This is a genomic window from Aeromonas sp. QDB18, from assembly GCF_027705325.1.
Classification (GTDB): Bacteria; Pseudomonadota; Gammaproteobacteria; order Enterobacterales; family Aeromonadaceae; genus Aeromonas; species Aeromonas caviae.
Genome location: NZ_JAPDBQ010000035.1, coordinates 1 through 14,617, shown reverse-complemented (window position 1 = coordinate 14,617; position 14,617 = coordinate 1). Strand labels below are relative to the sequence as shown.

The 14,617-nt window shown below is 60.7% G+C and carries 13 protein-coding genes; 8 read left to right on the top strand and 5 right to left on the bottom strand.

The features are described 5' to 3' along the window. Window positions 1-4 precede the first annotated feature (4 nt). The 6 genes from atpH to glmU all read left to right on the top strand — a co-directional run bounded on the left by atpH (window position 5) and on the right by glmU (window position 6,328). Window positions 5-538 carry a F0F1 ATP synthase subunit delta gene (atpH, locus tag OKC30_RS07845; RefSeq protein ID WP_010672263.1) on the top strand — a complete coding sequence of 178 codons (534 nt, stop codon included), beginning with the start codon at window positions 5-7 and terminating at the stop codon, window positions 536-538. 15 nt (window positions 539-553) lie between these two features. Further along, window positions 554-2,095: a F0F1 ATP synthase subunit alpha gene (atpA, locus tag OKC30_RS07840; RefSeq protein ID WP_010672262.1), complete on the top strand. Its 1,542-nt coding sequence runs from the start codon at window positions 554-556 to the stop codon at window positions 2,093-2,095. Window positions 2,096-2,137: 42 nt separating this feature from the next. Then, window positions 2,138-3,004, top strand: a complete 867-nt coding sequence (atpG, locus tag OKC30_RS07835; RefSeq protein WP_010672261.1) for a F0F1 ATP synthase subunit gamma — start codon at window positions 2,138-2,140, stop codon at window positions 3,002-3,004. A gap of 33 nt (window positions 3,005-3,037) precedes the next feature. Next, window positions 3,038-4,426 (top strand): F0F1 ATP synthase subunit beta, encoded by a 1,389-nt coding sequence (atpD, locus tag OKC30_RS07830; protein WP_010672260.1) that lies wholly within the window; start codon window positions 3,038-3,040, stop codon window positions 4,424-4,426. Window positions 4,427-4,444: 18 nt separating this feature from the next. Beyond that, window positions 4,445-4,873, top strand: a complete 429-nt coding sequence (locus tag OKC30_RS07825) for a F0F1 ATP synthase subunit epsilon (RefSeq protein ID WP_010672259.1) — start codon at window positions 4,445-4,447, stop codon at window positions 4,871-4,873. 93 nt (window positions 4,874-4,966) lie between these two features. Continuing rightward, window positions 4,967-6,328 carry a bifunctional UDP-N-acetylglucosamine diphosphorylase/glucosamine-1-phosphate N-acetyltransferase GlmU gene (glmU, locus tag OKC30_RS07820; RefSeq protein ID WP_119197114.1) on the top strand — a complete coding sequence of 454 codons (1,362 nt, stop codon included), beginning with the start codon at window positions 4,967-4,969 and terminating at the stop codon, window positions 6,326-6,328. Window positions 6,329-6,379: 51 nt separating this feature from the next. Here the strand turns inward: glmU and creD are convergent, their stop codons facing one another. The 4 genes from creD to blrA all read right to left on the bottom strand — a co-directional run bounded on the left by creD (window position 6,380) and on the right by blrA (window position 10,917). Continuing rightward, a complete protein-coding gene (creD, locus tag OKC30_RS07815; RefSeq protein WP_119197115.1) occupies window positions 6,380-7,771 on the bottom strand; it encodes a cell envelope integrity protein CreD in 1,392 nt (463 codons plus the stop codon). A gap of 121 nt (window positions 7,772-7,892) precedes the next feature. After that, window positions 7,893-8,687 carry a class D beta-lactamase gene (gene blaOXA, locus OKC30_RS07810; RefSeq protein ID WP_270663779.1) on the bottom strand — a complete coding sequence of 265 codons (795 nt, stop codon included), beginning with the start codon at window positions 8,685-8,687 and terminating at the stop codon, window positions 7,893-7,895. A 99-nt stretch (window positions 8,688-8,786) separates the two neighbouring features. After that, window positions 8,787-10,208 carry a beta-lactam sensor histidine kinase BlrB gene (gene blrB / locus OKC30_RS07805; RefSeq protein ID WP_069784381.1) on the bottom strand — a complete coding sequence of 474 codons (1,422 nt, stop codon included), beginning with the start codon at window positions 10,206-10,208 and terminating at the stop codon, window positions 8,787-8,789. 34 nt (window positions 10,209-10,242) lie between these two features. Then, entirely contained in the window at window positions 10,243-10,917 is a 675-nt protein-coding gene (gene blrA / locus OKC30_RS07800) for a beta-lactam response regulator transcription factor BlrA (RefSeq protein WP_270809586.1), read from the bottom strand. 122 nt (window positions 10,918-11,039) lie between these two features. On the opposite strand from blrA, the gene OKC30_RS07795 reads away from it, so the two are divergent. Both OKC30_RS07795 and glmS read left to right on the top strand, forming a co-directional pair. Then, entirely contained in the window at window positions 11,040-11,813 is a 774-nt protein-coding gene (locus OKC30_RS07795) for a DeoR/GlpR family DNA-binding transcription regulator (protein ID WP_010672253.1), read from the top strand. A gap of 55 nt (window positions 11,814-11,868) precedes the next feature. Then, entirely contained in the window at window positions 11,869-13,701 is a 1,833-nt protein-coding gene (glmS, locus tag OKC30_RS07790) for a glutamine--fructose-6-phosphate transaminase (isomerizing) (RefSeq protein ID WP_010672252.1), read from the top strand. Window positions 13,702-13,761: 60 nt separating this feature from the next. Here the strand turns inward: glmS and OKC30_RS07785 are convergent, their stop codons facing one another. Next, on the bottom strand, window positions 13,762-14,538 hold the full coding sequence (locus OKC30_RS07785) for a LuxR family transcriptional regulator (protein ID WP_010672236.1): 777 nt from the start codon (window positions 14,536-14,538) through the stop codon (window positions 13,762-13,764). Window positions 14,539-14,617 lie beyond the last annotated feature (79 nt).

The window sequence follows — 14,617 nt, the reverse complement described above, 5'->3', positions numbered from 1 at the left end:
GGCTATGTCTGAACTGACTACAATCGCTCGCCCCTACGCCAAGGCTGCTTTCGAGTTTGCCGTTGAGCACAAGGCGGTTGACCAATGGCTGGAGATGCTCGATTTCGCCGCTCAGGTGGCAGAAAACGAGACCATGCACAGCCTGGTAAACGGCTCCGTTGCTGCCGAAGAACTGGCAAAGCTGTTTGTCGGTGTCTGCGGTGAGCAGCTCAACGAGCACGGTCAGAACCTGATCCGGGTGATGGCCGAGAATGGTCGCTTGGGTGTGCTGCCGGCGGTCGTTGCCGAATTCGTCGCGCTCAAGGCTGAACTGGACAAAGAAGTTCAGGCTGACGTGATTTCGGCGATCGAACTGACCGACCAGCAGAAAGCCAATATTCAGGCTTCTCTGGAACAACGTCTCGCGCGCAAAGTGAAGCTGAATTGCAGCACAGATGCGTCCTTGATGGCCGGGGTGCTCATCAAGGCCGGTGATCTCGTTATCGACGGCACGGTCCGCGGTAAGCTGGATCGCATGGCCGATGCGCTGCAATCTTGATTGGGGTATTAGAGCATGCAACTGAATTCCACTGAAATCGCCGAGCTGATCAAGCAGCGCATTGCGCAGTTTGATGTCAAAAGCGAAGCGCGTAACGAAGGTACCATCGTTTCTGTAAGCGACGGTATCATTCGTATCCACGGTCTGGCCGATGCCATGCAGGGTGAGATGATCGAGCTGCCGGGCAACCGCTTCGCTCTGGCATTGAACCTGGAGCGTGACTCCGTTGGTGCCGTAGTAATGGGTCCCTATGCTGATCTGGCCGAAGGGATGAAGGTAAAGGGTACCGGCCGCATTCTGGAAGTGCCGGTCGGTCGTGGTCTGTTGGGCCGGGTGGTCAACACCCTGGGTCAGCCGATCGACGGTAAGGGTCCGGTAGACAACGACGGCTTCTCGCCGATCGAAGTGATCGCCCCGGGCGTTATCGAGCGTAAGTCTGTTGACCAGCCAGTCCAGACCGGTCTGAAAGCCATCGATGCCATGATCCCTATCGGTCGTGGCCAGCGTGAGCTGATCATCGGTGACCGCCAGGTTGGTAAGACCGCCATCGCCATCGACACCATCATCAACCAGAAAGATTCCGGCATTAAGTGCGTCTACGTTGCGATCGGCCAGAAGGCCTCCACCATCGCCAACGTGGTGCGCAAGCTGGAAGAGCACGGTGCCCTGGCCAACACCATCGTGGTCGTGGCTTCTGCCTCCGAAGCGGCTGCTCTGCAGTACCTGGCTCCCTACGCCGGTTGCTCCATGGGCGAGTACTTCCGTGACCGCGGCGAAGACGCACTGATCATCTATGATGACCTGTCCAAGCAGGCCGTTGCCTATCGCCAGATCTCCCTGCTGCTGCGCCGTCCGCCTGGACGTGAAGCTTACCCGGGTGACGTCTTCTATCTGCACTCCCGTCTGCTGGAGCGTGCTGCTCGCGTCAACGCCGAGTACGTAGAGAAGTTCACCAACGGTGCCGTGAAAGGCCAGACCGGTTCCCTGACCGCCCTGCCGATCATCGAAACCCAGGCCGGTGACGTCTCCGCGTTCGTTCCGACCAACGTGATCTCCATCACCGACGGCCAGATCTTCCTGACCTCCCAGCTGTTCAACTCCGGTATTCGTCCGGCGGTTGACCCGGGTATCTCCGTATCCCGTGTGGGCGGTGCTGCTCAGACCAAGATCGTCAAGAAGCTGTCCGGTGGTATCCGTACCGCGCTGGCCCAGTACCGCGAACTGGCGGCATTTGCCCAGTTCTCTTCCGACCTGGACGATGCCACTCGCAAGCAGCTGGATCACGGTCAGAAAGTCACCGAGCTGATGAAGCAGAAGCAGTACTCTCCGATGAGCGTGGCCCAGCAATCCCTGGTGCTGTTCGCCGCCGAGAAGGGTTATCTCGCTGATGTCGAACTGAGCAAGATCGTCGACTTCGAAGCCGCTCTGCTCTCTTACGCCAATACCCAGCATGCCGAGCTGATGGCTGAAATCAATGCCAAGGCCGACTACAACGACGCGATCGTTGGCAAGCTGACTGCGTTGCTGGATGACTTCAAGGCAACCCAGACCTGGTAAGCGTGTGTGGCAGCGCAAGCTGCCACCTGATGGAGAGAAGAGATGGCCGGCGCAAAAGAGATACGTAACAAGATCGGGAGTGTGAAGAACACTCAGAAGATCACCAGCGCTATGGAAATGGTGGCAGCGAGCAAGATGCGCCGTGCGCAGGAACGCATGTCTGCCAGCCGTCCGTACGCTGAAACCATGCGCAAGGTGATCGGCCATATCGCTCAGGGGAACTTGGAATACAAGCACCCCTACCTCATCGAACGTGAGGTGAAGCGAGTGGGTTACATCGTCGTCTCCACCGACCGTGGCCTGTGTGGTGGTCTGAACATCAACCTGTTCAAGGCTGCCCTCAATGATATGAAGCAATGGAGCGCGAAAGGTGCCAAGGTTGACCTGGCATTGATCGGTAACAAGGCCTCCAACTTCTTTGAACGGCACGGCGCCAAGGTGAAAGCCCACGTCTCCGGACTGGGTGATAACCCGAGCGTCAATGACCTGATCGGTTCAGTGAAGGTCATGCTGAAGGCTTACGACAACGGTGAGATTGACAGGCTGTATCTGGTGTACAACAAGTTCGTCAACACCATGGTTCAGCAACCAAAAGTCGATCAACTGCTGCCTTTGCCCGTAACAGAAGACAGCAAGCTCGCCAAGAAGCACCACTGGGACTACCTCTATGAGCCGGATCCCAAGCAACTGCTGGATACCCTGCTGATTCGCTACGTCGAATCCCAGGTCTACCAGGGTGTGGTAGAAAACTTGGCAAGTGAACAGGCAGCCCGAATGGTTGCCATGCAAGCCGCGACTGACAACGCCGGCAACCTGATTAACGATCTGCAACTGGTATACAACAAGGCCCGTCAGGCCAGTATTACCCAGGAGCTCACAGAGATCGTTTCCGGTGCTGCTGCGGTGTAAGGCAAGGGTTATCAAAGGTTTAGAGGATTTGACATGAGTAACGGTTTCATCGTCCAAATCATCGGCGCTGTGGTGGACATCGAGTTCCCGCAGAATGCCGTGCCCCAGGTGTACGATGCACTGAAGGTTGTCAGCGAAGGCCAAGGCCAGGGTCTGGTACTGGAAGTTCAGCAACAGATCGGCGGCGGCGTCGTGCGTTGCATCACCATGGGTTCCTCCGACGGTCTGCGTCGTGGGTTGGAAGTAGTTAACAGCGGCAAGGCCATCCAGGTACCGGTCGGTACCTCGACCCTGGGCCGTATCATGAACGTACTGGGCGACCCCATCGACGAGAAGGGTCCGATCGGCGAAGAAGAGCGTTGGTCCATCCACCGCGAAGCCCCCAGCTACGAAGATCAGTCCAACAGCACCGAGCTGCTGGAGACCGGCATCAAGGTTATCGACCTGGTATGTCCGTTTGCCAAGGGTGGTAAGGTTGGTCTGTTCGGCGGCGCCGGTGTAGGCAAGACCGTCAACATGATGGAGCTGATCCGTAACATCGCGATCGAGCACAGCGGTTACTCCGTGTTCGCCGGTGTAGGTGAGCGTACCCGTGAGGGTAACGACTTCTACCACGAGATGATGGAGTCCAACGTACTGGACAAAGTATCTCTGGTTTACGGTCAGATGAACGAGCCGCCCGGAAACCGTCTGCGCGTGGCGCTGACCGGCCTGACCATGGCCGAGAAGTTCCGTGACGAAGGTCGTGACGTGCTGTTCTTCGTGGACAACATCTACCGTTACACCCTGGCCGGTACCGAAGTATCCGCACTGCTGGGCCGTATGCCCTCCGCAGTAGGTTACCAGCCGACCCTGGCCGAGGAGATGGGTGTTCTGCAAGAGCGCATCACCTCCACCAAGACTGGTTCCATCACCTCCGTACAGGCCGTTTACGTGCCTGCGGATGACTTGACCGACCCGTCTCCGGCGACCACCTTCGCCCACCTGGATGCGACCGTCGTACTGTCCCGTCAGATCGCGGCACTGGGTATCTACCCGGCCGTTGACCCGCTGGACTCCACTTCCCGTCAGCTAGATCCGCTGGTGGTTGGCAAGGAGCACTACGAGACCGCTCGTGGCGTTCAGACCGTACTGCAGCGCTACAAGGAGCTGAAGGACATCATCGCCATCCTGGGTATGGATGAACTGTCAGAAGAAGACAAACTGACCGTAGCCCGTGCCCGTAAGATCGAGCGTTTCCTGTCCCAGCCGTTCTTCGTGGCCGAAGTATTTACCGGTTCTCCGGGCAAATACGTGCCGCTGAAGGAAACCATCCGTGGCTTCCAGGGCATCCTGAAGGGCGAGTATGACGATCTGCCGGAGCAGGCGTTCTACATGGTTGGCGGCATCGACGAAGTCGTCGAGAAGTCCAAGAAACTGTAAGCCTCGATAGGAGGGCCCATGGCTGAGATGATCTCCTTTCACCTGGATGTGGTGAGCGCCGAAGGAAAACTGTTTTCCGGTCGCGTGCAATCTGCCCAGGTATCAGGCTCCGAAGGTGAGCTGGGTCTCCGCCACGGTCATGCTCCGTTGCTGACTGCCATCAAGCCGGGCCTGGTCCGCTTGATCAAGCAAAATGGTAGCGAAGAGGTGCTGTACATCTCCGGCGGCATGCTGGAAGTACAACCCGAAGCCGTGACCGTGCTGGCCGATACCGCCATTCGCGCAGACGATCTGGATGAGGCGAAAGCCCAGGAAGCCAAGCGTCGTGCCGAAGAGCGGATCAACAGCTCCCATGGTGATATCGACTATGCTCAGGCATCTGCCGAGCTGGCCAAAGCGATGGCCCAGCTGCGGGTTATCGATATCGTCAAAAAGAATTACCGCTAATCACGGTGATGCAAAAAGCGACCTTCGGGTCGCTTTTTTTTTGCCCGTTGGATAGACTCCGCCCAGCATTTCCACCTGTTTCAAAGGCTAGCTATGTCTCTCAATGTCGTGATCCTGGCTGCGGGTAAAGGTACTCGTATGCGTTCTGTTCTCCCCAAGGTGCTGCACCCCGTGGCCAACAAGCCCATGGTCTCCCATGTGATCGATACCGCTCGCCAGATTGGTGCCGAACAGTTGCACCTGGTCTATGGCCACGGTGCCGAGCTGCTCAAGGAGCGGATCGTCGCGGAAGATGTGAACTGGGTACTGCAGGCCCAGCAGCTGGGAACCGGCCACGCGGTGGCCCAGGCCATCCCGTTCTGGAACGACGAAGACGACGTGCTGGTGCTCTACGGCGATACCCCGCTGATCCAGCCGGAGACCCTGCAACGGCTGCTGGCCGCCAAGGCAAGCGATGGCATGGCGCTGCTGACCGTGGTGCTGGACAACCCGACCGGCTATGGCCGCATCGTGCGCGACAATGGCCAGGTGATCGGCATCGTCGAGCAGAAGGATGCCAACGCCGAGCAGCTCGCCATCCGCGAGGTGAACACTGGCGTGCTGGTGGCCAACGGCGGCCAGCTGCGCAGCTGGCTGTCGCGTCTGGACAACAAGAATGCCCAGGGCGAGTTCTATCTGACCGACGTCATTGCCATGGCCCACGGTGACAACTGCCCCATCGCTGCAGTCCATCCGGACAGCGCCATGGAAGTGGAAGGAGCCAACAACCGGGTGCAGTTGGCTGCGCTTGAGCGCAGCTACCAGCAGATGCAGGCCGAGAAGCTGATGATCGCCGGCGCCACCCTGATCGACCCGGCCCGCTTCGATCTGCGCGGCACCCTGGAAATCGGGGAGGAGGTGGTGATCGACGTCAACGTCATCATCGAAGGCAAGGTGGTGCTGGGCAATCACGTGCGCATCGGTGCCGGCAGCGTATTGAAGGATTGCGTGATCGGCGACCACACCGAGGTGAAACCCTACTCCGTCATCGAAGGTGCGCAAATTGCTGACCAGTGCTCGGTCGGGCCCTTTACCCGCCTGCGCCCGGGTGCCGTGCTGGAGCAGGATGCCCATGTCGGCAACTTCGTCGAGATGAAGAAGGCTCGGCTGGGTGTGGGCTCGAAGTGCGGTCATCTGACCTATCTGGGTGATGCCGAGATCGGAGCCGGTGTGAATATCGGTGCCGGCACCATCACCTGCAATTACGATGGGGTGAACAAGTTCCAGACCATCATCGAGGACGATGTCTTCGTCGGCTCCGATACCCAGCTGGTGGCGCCGGTGCGGATCGGCAAGGGGGCGACCCTGGGGGCGGGTTCCACCATCACCAAGGATGTGGCGGAAAACGAGCTGGTGATCACCCGGGTGCCCCAGCGCCACATTCCGAACTGGCCCCGTCCGGTCAAGAAGAAGTGATGCCCGATCAATGAAATGCAAACCGGCGCCCGAGGGCGCCGGTTTTTTTGCTTATGGCTGATGGCTGGTGTTACTGGTCGATGGCTGGGGGGCCGCCCATGCGGTGGCGGAGGGACTGCTCTCCATCACCTGATACCAGTCGAGCTTGCGAGTCAGCCCCATGACCAGCGCCAGGGTGGCGAACAGCAGCAGGGCACCGAGCAACAGGGCTGTCTCCTCGGCCTGCAGCAGCCCGAACAGAATGGCGTAGACCAGCCCCAGCAGGGCGGCGAATCCCATGCCCTGTTTCGGGCCGCCCAGCACATGGCTCAGGTAAAAGCCGTTGAGGGCCACACTGGCCAGGGCGGCAATGAGATAGGCCAAGGTAAAGCCGAGATGCTCGGTCAGCGCCAGCAGCACCAGATAGAAGATGGCCAGCCCCATGCCCACCAGCGCGTACTGGATGGGGTGTACCCGCAGCCCTTTTAGCAGCTCGAACATGAAGAAGCTGATGAAGGTGAGGCCGATGAACAGCAGGGCATATTTGGCGGCCCGCTCGTTCAGCTGATAGTGATCCACCGGTTGCACCAGGCTGACGCTGAATGACGGCAGTTGGGTACCGGCTCCCTTCATCATGCGGTTGAAGCGGCTCTCCATGTCGGTGGCGAACCAGCTGGTCTGCCAGCTTGCCTCGAACCCTTGATCCGCAAGGGTGCGTTCACCGGGCAGAAAGTCGCCGAGAAAATTGGGATGGGGCCAGTTGCCGCTCAGGTGAAACCGGCTGTCCTGTCCGAGCGGCACCACTTCCAGCGCGTTCATGCCCTGCAGATCCAGCTCGATGTGAAAGCGGCCATCTTCGTCTGGCAAGGCGTCGAGCGGGGCATGGATCCCCACTCGCCCGTCTCCCAGCTGGGCGCCAGGGGCAAACGGGATGCGTTGCTCTCCCCATTGCAGTTCGGGTACACGGCTGATGCCCCGGGCATCGGAGAGGATCAGGCTGAGATAGGGTTTACCCGGCACCAGGGCGGGATCCGCCGGGTCGAAGCTCAGGTTCGGGTTGCCGGCCACCAGCCCCTTGTCAGCCAGGCTGGTGGGCATCAGGCCGGAGAGAGAGAGGCGACTGTGATAAATCTGGGCCTGATAGATGCCGAGCTTGCGCGGGGTCACCTCCATGCTGGCCCGCACGTCCAGCCTCTTGGGCAGCAGGTAGCGATAGACCTGCTCCTTGCGCACGAAATGTTTGCCATCCTGCTCGACGGTGACGGCCCGGGTATAGGGCTGTACCAGTACGGGCCCCATCAGGCGCTGGGGCCCGCTGTGGCTGGCCATGATGCTGTGAATGGCCTGACTGCGATAGGCCTGGCGCTCCCGATTCAGCTCCATGATGGCGTGAACCGGGATCATCATCAGCAGGCAGAGCAACAGCAGCAGGGCGATCTTGTGGGTGAAAATCTGTTTGACCATGACACGTCTCCTTGTTGTTGAACGGGAGTGTGCCGGGGTCGCGTGAAGGGAGGATGGGGCAGTGTGAAGTAGTGGTGAAGGGGGATAAAAAAACCGGCGCGAGGCGCCGGTGTTGCTGGCATCAGAGTGTCTTCAACCGGGCCGGCAGGGCGGCGAACACATCCTCCCTGGCCCTGAGGGAAGCGAACTGCTTGCCCGGCGTCTGGATGACGGTGTGGACGAAGATGAGCGTCTTGTCCTGTTTGCTGGCCCAGCCGACGAACCAGCCGATCTGCTGCTCCCTGTCCAAGCTGCCATCCAGCAGCTTGGGGTAACCCATGCCGGTCTTGCCGTGGATCTGCCAACCGTCGATGTCGGGCTGACGCATCAGGTTGGCGGTATGGCGCAGGGTCTGGGAGGAGACCGGCAGCTTGCCGCTCACCATCTTGCCAAGGAAGCGGGCTTGCTCCTGGGGGCTGATGGCGAGGCTGGCGCTGAGCCAGGCCTGGGTCAGACCGTCGTGCTTGCCCGGGTTGCCTTCGAGATCCCGGTTGCCGTAGTCGAAGCTGTCCACGTAGTGCTGGAAGCGAGCCTCTCCCAGCCACTCGGTGAGGCGCTGCGAGTACCAGATGACCGAGAATTGCATCCAGCTGCTCGGGGTGGTGGTCTGTTTCCACTCCGGCAGGAAATCAGGATCACCGGCCTTGAACGGCAGGGCAGGCAGTTGTTCATCCACCAGGAAGCCGCTGTCATAGCCCATCAGTGCCAGCGGGATCTTGAAGGTGGAGGCCGGGGTCAACTGGGCGGCACAGTCCCCCTGGGTGCTGACGGGTTTGCCGGTGCCGTCGGCAAACAGCATGCAGCCAGAAGCGGCGCTGGCAGGCAGTGCACAGAAGAGGCCAGCAGCAAGCAGACTGGACAACAGCATACGGGGCATATCTATCTCCTTGATTAATATGAATGCGCATCGACGGGGAAGGTCGTCATCGAGGAGGTGCAGCTTAGCCCGGCTCTGTGTGCTTGGTGTGAAGTGTCCTCAGTTGCCGGGCAGCCAGAGTGTGGCCAGCACCCCCCCGTCCGGCTGATTGGCAAGAGCAAGATGGCCGCCATGCTGGCGTGCCACCTCCATGGCAAAACTGAGCCCTAGGCCGCTGCTTTTTCCCTTGTCTGGCCTTGGCAGGGAGTAGAAACGCTCGAAAATCCTGGGCAGCGCAAAGTCGGGAATGCCTGGCCCCTGATCTCGCACCCGGAAGCAATACCCCCCTTCCTCCATGGCGCCGCTCAGCACCAGGGTACTGCCGACGGGGGCAAAATCGAGGGCGTTGTCCAGCAGGTTGCCAAGGGCCTGCTCCACCAGCAGGGGATCCCACTTCTGCTTCTGACCTTCCCCCAGCTCGGCGTGCAGGGATATCTGGCGGCGCTGGGCCTGGATCTGGCGGGCGTCGAGCACCCGTCTGCCCAGCCTGGCCGGCTCGACGGATTGTCTGTCCAGCCCCTGCCCTGATTCGAGGCGAGCGAGTTGCAGCATGCGCTCGATCAGCTGCTGCATGCGGGCCGTCTCCAGATTGATGTTGCCGATAAAGCGCTTTGCGATGTCCGGCGGCGGCGCCTCGGCCAGAATCTCCCCCGCCCCGCGAATGGCCGCCAGCGGGCTTTTGAGCTCGTGGGTCAGGCTGTGGACATAGGCCTCGATATAGGCCTTGCCGTCCAGTTGGCGGCGCATGGTTTCCAGGGAGTGGCCTAGCCTGTCCAGTTCGGGGCTGTAGAGGCGCGGCAGGCTGGCGGGCTGACCCTGGCTGATTGCATCTGCATAGTGCACCAGCTTGCCGATGGCGCGGTTGAGCCACCACACCAGCAAGGCGCCGATGAGCAGCGAGATGAACAGCAGCAGGGCCGCCCCTTTCAGCAACTGGTGTTCGCTGCGCTCTATCATGGGCTGCAGGGTGCTGTTGGGCTTGGCGACGGTGAGGGAGCCGAGGATGTCATCCCCTTCCCGCAGCGGGGCGGCCACGTGCATCACCGAGCTGGCGGGATCGTCGGGGTCGCTGCGGGTGCTGCGGGCGCCATATTCGCCGCGCAGGGTCAGGTAGACGTCGTTCCAGCGCGAGTAGTCCTTGCCCAGATCCACCCCGTCCGAGTCGTAGACCACCCTGCCTTTTGCGTCGGTCACATAGATGCGGTACTCCGCCTGCTGCTTGAGGTGGCCATCGATGAGTGCATTGATGGGACTCTGGTTGAGGCGGGCGAAGGCGCTGGCCAGCCGGCCATTCGCCATCTTTCCTTCCTGCATGTCGTCCAGGGCCAGGGGGGCCAGCATCTGCGCCATGTCTACCAGGGTATCTTCGGTGGCGCTGCGTACCCCGGGCTTGATCTCCTCGACGAAGATCTCCAGCACGAACCAGGCGGCCAGGGCGAAGATCAGCACCAGGCCGCACAGCAGTTGCAATCCGATTCTCATCTCATCCCCCTGCCGATGCCCGGCCACCCCGAGTTCATGCCAGCTCCAGACTGTAGCCCAGCCCGCGGTGGGTCAGGATCAGGTTGGCGTCAGGGTCCCGCTCCCGCAGCTTGGCCCGCAGAGTCTTGATGTGGGTGTCGACGGTGCGATCCAGACTCTCTTCCGCATCCTGCCACACCAGATCCATCAGCTGCTGGCGGGAGTAGACCCGACCCGGCGCCAGCATCAGGGTCTTGAGCAGCAGGTACTCATAACGGGTGAGCGTCAGGGGCTGGCCCAGGAAGCAGATGCGTGCCCGCTCCTCGTCCAGGGCGAGTGGCTGTATCGGCTGGGAGGGGGCGGGCTGGCTGCGGCGCAGGATGACCCGCACCCGGGCGCACACCTCACGGGGCGAGAAGGGTTTGGCCACATAGTCGTCTGCCCCTATCTCCAGCCCGATCAGCCTGTTTATCTCCTCGCTGCGGGCGGTGAGAAACATCAGGGGAATATCGGTCAGTGCCCGTACCCGCTTGCACAGTTCGAAACCGCTGATATCCGGCAGCCCCACATCCAGGATCAAAAAATCCGGTCGCGTCTGTTCCAGTCGCGCCAGCAACGGCTGACCGAGGGGGAACCACTCCACCTCGAAACCATCGGTCTGCAGGGCATAGATCAGGGTATCGGCAATGCTGGCTTCATCTTCCACCAGCCAGATGAGTCGTTTTTGCATGGCGTCCTCGTCGCAAATCGGCTCCTCATTCTGGCATCGAACCAAATCGGATCCTATTTGCCGTTTGATTTTTCCCGAAAAGGCATTAATATTTCGCCATTCTTTCGAATCGAAACTTATAGATGACCAAACGCAACACACAGCAGCGCCGTCACACCATAGTGAGTCTGGTGCAGGAGCAGGGGGAAGTCAGCGTCGATGCCCTGGCCAAACACTTCGCCACTTCCGAGGTGACCATCCGCAAAGATCTGGCGGTGCTGGAGACCGGTGGCCTGTTGCTGCGTCGCTACGGCGGTGCCGTTCCCCTCCCCAGCGAGATGGTGGTGGACAGCAACCCGGAACAAGTTTCGAATCGAAAGCTGGCCATTGCCCGCGCTGCCGCCGAGCGGATCCGCGATCACAACCGCGTCATCATCGACAGCGGCAGCACCACCAGCGCCATGATCCCCATGCTGGGCAACAAGCGCGGCCTCATTGTGATGACCAACTCCCTCAATGTGGCCGGTGCCCTGCGCGAGCTGGAAAACGAGCCCACCCTGCTGATGACTGGCGGGACCTGGGATCCCCATTCCGAATCCTTCCAGGGGCAGGTGGCGGAGCAGGTGCTGCGCTCCTATGACTTCGACCAGCTCTTCATCGGTGCCGATGGCATCGACCCGGAGCGGGGCACCACCACCTTCAACGAGCTGGTGGGCCTCTCCCGGGTCATGGCCGAGGTGTCGCGGGAGGTCATCGTCATGGTGGAGTCGGAGAAGATCGGCCGCAAGATCCCCAATCTCGAGCTGCCCTGGTCCGGCATCCATACCCTGGTGACCGACGAGGGGCTGAGCAATGCGGCCAGAGAACAGATTCAGGCCAGGGGGATCACGCTGATTTGCGCCCCAGTGGCCGTGTGACCTGAACAAACCATTATCCAACCGAATTAACGTCTTACGTTTCAAGGAGAAGTCTATGTGTGGCATCGTCGGGGCCGTCGCCCAACGTGATGTGGCTGAAATCCTGGTAGAGGGCCTGCGCCGTCTGGAATACCGTGGCTACGATTCGGCCGGTGTCGCCGTGTTCAGCGCCAACCAGCCGCTGCAGCGGGTGCGTCGCCTCGGCAAGGTGGCCGAACTGGCCAAGGCTCTGGAGGAGCAGTCCGTCCACGGTGGTACCGGCATTGCCCACACCCGCTGGGCTACCCATGGCGAGCCGTCCGAGCGCAATGCTCACCCCCATGTCTCCGAGCATATCGTGGTAGTGCACAACGGTATCATCGAGAACCACGAAGAGCTGCGGGAAGAGTTGAAGGCGCTGGGCTATGTGTTCAGCTCCGACACCGACACCGAAGTGATCGCCCACCTGGTGCACCACGAGCTGAAATCCGCCCCCAGCCTGCTGGCGGCCATGCAGGTCGCGGTGAAGCAACTGCGCGGCGCCTACGGCACCGTGGTGATGGACAGCCGTGACGACAGCCGCGTGGTGGTGGCCCGTTCCGGCTCCCCCCTGGTGATCGGCCGCGGCATCGGCGAGAACTTCATCGCCTCCGACCAGATGGCCCTGCTGCCGGTGACCCGCCGCTTCATCTTCCTGGAAGAGGGCGATGTGGCCGAAGTGACCCGCCGCGACGTGCACATCTTCGATACCCACGGCGAGGCCGTGGTGCGCGAGGAGTTGGAGTCCGAGTTGTCCCACGATGCCGGTGACAAGGGTGAATACCGCCACTACATGCTCAAGGAGATCTACGAGCAGCCCAAGGCCATCACCAATACCCTGGAAGGCCGCCTGGGCAGCGATCACGTGGTGGTCGAGTCCTTCGGCAACGGCGCCCGTGCCATTTTCGACAAGGTCGAGCACGTCCAGATCGTCGCCTGCGGCACCTCCTACAACTCCGGCATGGTGGCGCGCTACTGGTTCGAAGAGATCGCCGGCGTCTCCTGCGACGTGGAGATCGCCTCCGAGTTCCGCTATCGCAAGTCGGTGGTGCGTCCCAACAGCCTGCTGGTGACCCTCTCCCAGAGCGGCGAGACTGCCGATACCCTGGCAGCCCTGCGTCTGGCCAAGGAGTCTGGTTACATGAGCTCCCTGGCCATCTGCAACGTACCAGGCTCCTCCCTGGTGCGCGAATCCGACCTGGCCTTCATGACCCGGGCTGGTGCCGAGATCGGGGTGGCGTCCACCAAAGCGTTCACCACCCAGCTGGCTGGCCTGCTGATGCTGGTGGCCTCCGTCGGTCACTGCCGTGGTAACCTGAGCGCCGCCGCCGAGGCCGAACTGGTCAAGGCGCTGCAAGCCCTGCCTGTACGCATCAAGGAGAGCCTGGCCCTGGCCAAGCAGATCGAGACACTGGCCGAAGAGTTTGCCGACAAGCACCATAGCCTGTTCCTCGGTCGTGGCAGCCAGTACCCCATCGCCATGGAGGGGGCGCTCAAGCTCAAGGAGATCTCCTACATCCACGCCGAGGCCTATGCCGCCGGTGAGTTGAAGCATGGCCCGCTGGCGCTGATCGATGCCGAGATGCCCATCATCGTCGTGGCGCCGAACAACGATCTGCTGGAGAAGCTCAAGTCCAACGTGGAAGAGGTGCGTGCCCGTGGCGGTATCCTCTATGTGTTCGCCGATGCGGACGCCGGTTTCAAGAGCGACGAGACCATGCGGGTGATGAGCCTGAACCACGTGGAAGAGATGATCGCGCCGATCGTCTATACCGTGCCGTTGCAGTTGCTCTCCTACCACGTCGCCCTCATCAAGGGCACCGACGTGGATCAGCCGCGCAACCTGGCCAAATCCGTGACTGTGGAATAAGCCGTCGCCGGAAATGAAAAAAGAGCCGCACTGCGGCTCTTTTTGTTTTGGCAAAACAGGCTATGACAGCCGCAGGTTGGTGATGGTGACGTCGTCCAGGGAAGGCACAATGATGCCGCTGGAGATGCTCTTGGCGATCGCCTGGTTGCGGTTGCGCGAGTCCGTCTTGTTGGTGACCTGATTGAGGTGGAAGTTCACGGTTCGCTCGCTGATGCCGAGGATGGTGGCGATCTCCCAGGAGGTCTTGCCCTCGCTGGCCCAGAAAAGGCATTCCTTCTCCCGATCCGACAGCTCGGCCAGGTATTTCATCAGGTCTGGCCTGGCCTTGATGAGGGTCAGGGCCGAGTTGAAGATGTAGCTGGCGCAGAATGACAGCAGGGGAACGTTTTCAAACATCAGATCGGAATTGGACTTCTCCTTGCTGATGAAAGAGAGGATGCCGTGTTCCCCCTGCGGCGTGTGCAGCGGGAAGGAGACGCCGTTCCTCACCCCGAAGTCGGCGGCGAGGTTCATCACCTCCCTGCTGGCGCTGGGCAACCAGGGGGCATCACAATCGAGCTTGTTCCAGAAGATGGGCTGGGTCTGCTTCAGTCCCAGGAAGACGACCGGATCCTGGGTCAGGTAGTGCCGTTCCGAATAGGCATCAAACCAGCTGGTGGGGCAGTTGTTGAACAAGGCCACATGGGATTTCTGCATGCTGATGGGGAAAATAATCAGCAAACGGAAGTAATCAAACCCCATCTGATGACTGAAGCGCTCCAGTTGTTGCTGGATCTCGCTGGTCTTCTTCGCCTTGGTGAACCGATCTATATGTTCCCAGATCGCATCGTTAAACATGTACCTGATTACCCATGACCCTCAGCCAGCTTCAAGAGCCGATATGGCATCGGAGGGCTTGCCACGACTGCATGCCCCA

Coding starts and splice junctions, on each gene's coding strand:
- atpH (WP_010672263.1), top strand. CDS start 5: ATGTCTGAACTGACTACAATCGCTCGCCCCTACGCCAAGGCTGCTTTC.
- atpA (WP_010672262.1), top strand. CDS start 554: ATGCAACTGAATTCCACTGAAATCGCCGAGCTGATCAAGCAGCGCATT.
- atpG (WP_010672261.1), top strand. CDS start 2,138: ATGGCCGGCGCAAAAGAGATACGTAACAAGATCGGGAGTGTGAAGAAC.
- atpD (WP_010672260.1), top strand. CDS start 3,038: ATGAGTAACGGTTTCATCGTCCAAATCATCGGCGCTGTGGTGGACATC.
- OKC30_RS07825 (WP_010672259.1), top strand. CDS start 4,445: ATGGCTGAGATGATCTCCTTTCACCTGGATGTGGTGAGCGCCGAAGGA.
- glmU (WP_119197114.1), top strand. CDS start 4,967: ATGTCTCTCAATGTCGTGATCCTGGCTGCGGGTAAAGGTACTCGTATG.
- creD (WP_119197115.1), bottom strand. CDS start 7,771: ATGGTCAAACAGATTTTCACCCACAAGATCGCCCTGCTGCTGTTGCTC.
- blaOXA (WP_270663779.1), bottom strand. CDS start 8,687: ATGCCCCGTATGCTGTTGTCCAGTCTGCTTGCTGCTGGCCTCTTCTGT.
- blrB (WP_069784381.1), bottom strand. CDS start 10,208: ATGAGAATCGGATTGCAACTGCTGTGCGGCCTGGTGCTGATCTTCGCC.
- blrA (WP_270809586.1), bottom strand. CDS start 10,917: ATGCAAAAACGACTCATCTGGCTGGTGGAAGATGAAGCCAGCATTGCC.
- OKC30_RS07795 (WP_010672253.1), top strand. CDS start 11,040: ATGACCAAACGCAACACACAGCAGCGCCGTCACACCATAGTGAGTCTG.
- glmS (WP_010672252.1), top strand. CDS start 11,869: ATGTGTGGCATCGTCGGGGCCGTCGCCCAACGTGATGTGGCTGAAATC.
- OKC30_RS07785 (WP_010672236.1), bottom strand. CDS start 14,538: ATGTTTAACGATGCGATCTGGGAACATATAGATCGGTTCACCAAGGCG.